Raw genomic sequence first — 1,038 nt, 5'->3', positions numbered from 1 at the left:
ATATCTGGAAATGAACCTTTATCTATTTCAAGGCAGTTTTCACATTTTCCACATGGGTTTTCTGTAATTCCCTGCTTACAGTTTAAACTTTTTGTAATTATTCTTGCGATTGTTGTTTTCCCAACTCCTCTTGGTCCTGCAAATATATATCCGTGTGAAACTCTGTTAAGTTTTATGGCATTTCTTAATGTGTTAACAACGTGTTTCTGACCAACAACTGAATTAAAGTCTTTTGGTCTGTATTTTCTTGCAAATGGTTCATAAACCAAAACTTTTACCTCAAAATTTTGTATTATCTTTAAATATATGTATTATTAAAATTATATCCAATATGCTTTTAGGCTGCCTTTTAACCAGTCCCAGAGGATTTTTTTAGCTGTTCTTTCATAATCTATTTCTCCACCAGATACTTTGTAGTTTAACTTTTCTCCTAATTTTTCAAGCATTTTCACAGGGTCATTTTCTATTTTTACTTTATATGTTTTTTCTAAACTCTGAGGAGATTTTTCAATAACTTTTTCCAGAAATTTAACAGCAGTTTCAACAGGGTCTTCAAGTTTGTCTGGAATCCACGCACCTTTTTGAGCTAAATCTTCAGGAAGTTCAAGTGTTATTATCCCGGGAGTGTCTATTAAGAATATGTCTTCATCAAGTTTTATAAGCATTTCTCCTCTTGTCATACCGGGCTTTGGAGAGACAGTGGCCACTTTCTTTTTCTTTAATGTATTTATAACAGAAGATTTACCTACATTTGGATATCCTAAAACTCCTACTTTTATTATTTTTTTCTTTTTAGCGTAATTTTTTAGTAAATTTAAAAGCTCTTTTGTACCTTTATTTTTTTTTGCCGAAAACACAATAACTGGATATTCTTTTTCAATCTCTTTTTTTACCTTTTCTAAAAAATTTTTAGGTACTAAATCTGACTTATTTAAAATTACAATTAGTTCTTTATTCCTCTCTTTTGCAAGCTGTTCAACTACTTTGTTTCGCGTATCAAAAGGAATTCTTGCATCAACAACCTGCAGTATAACATTT

At 30.5% G+C, this 1,038-nt stretch carries 1 protein-coding gene and 1 pseudogene; both read right to left on the bottom strand.

Features of this window, described 5'->3' with window-relative positions; all coding sequences use genetic code 11:
* A pseudogene (locus HG1285_RS19350) lies at positions 1 to 269 on the bottom strand (AAA family ATPase); the annotation flags it as partial.
* 51 nt (positions 270 to 320) lie between these two features.
* On the bottom strand, positions 321 to 1,038 hold a 718-nt coding region (locus HG1285_RS00145), incomplete at its 5' end, for a GTPase (RefSeq protein WP_008289747.1).

Source organism: Hydrogenivirga sp. 128-5-R1-1, assembly GCF_000171895.1.
Note: the sequence above shows the minus strand (reverse complement) of the source record. Positions and strands in the feature narration are given on the sequence as shown.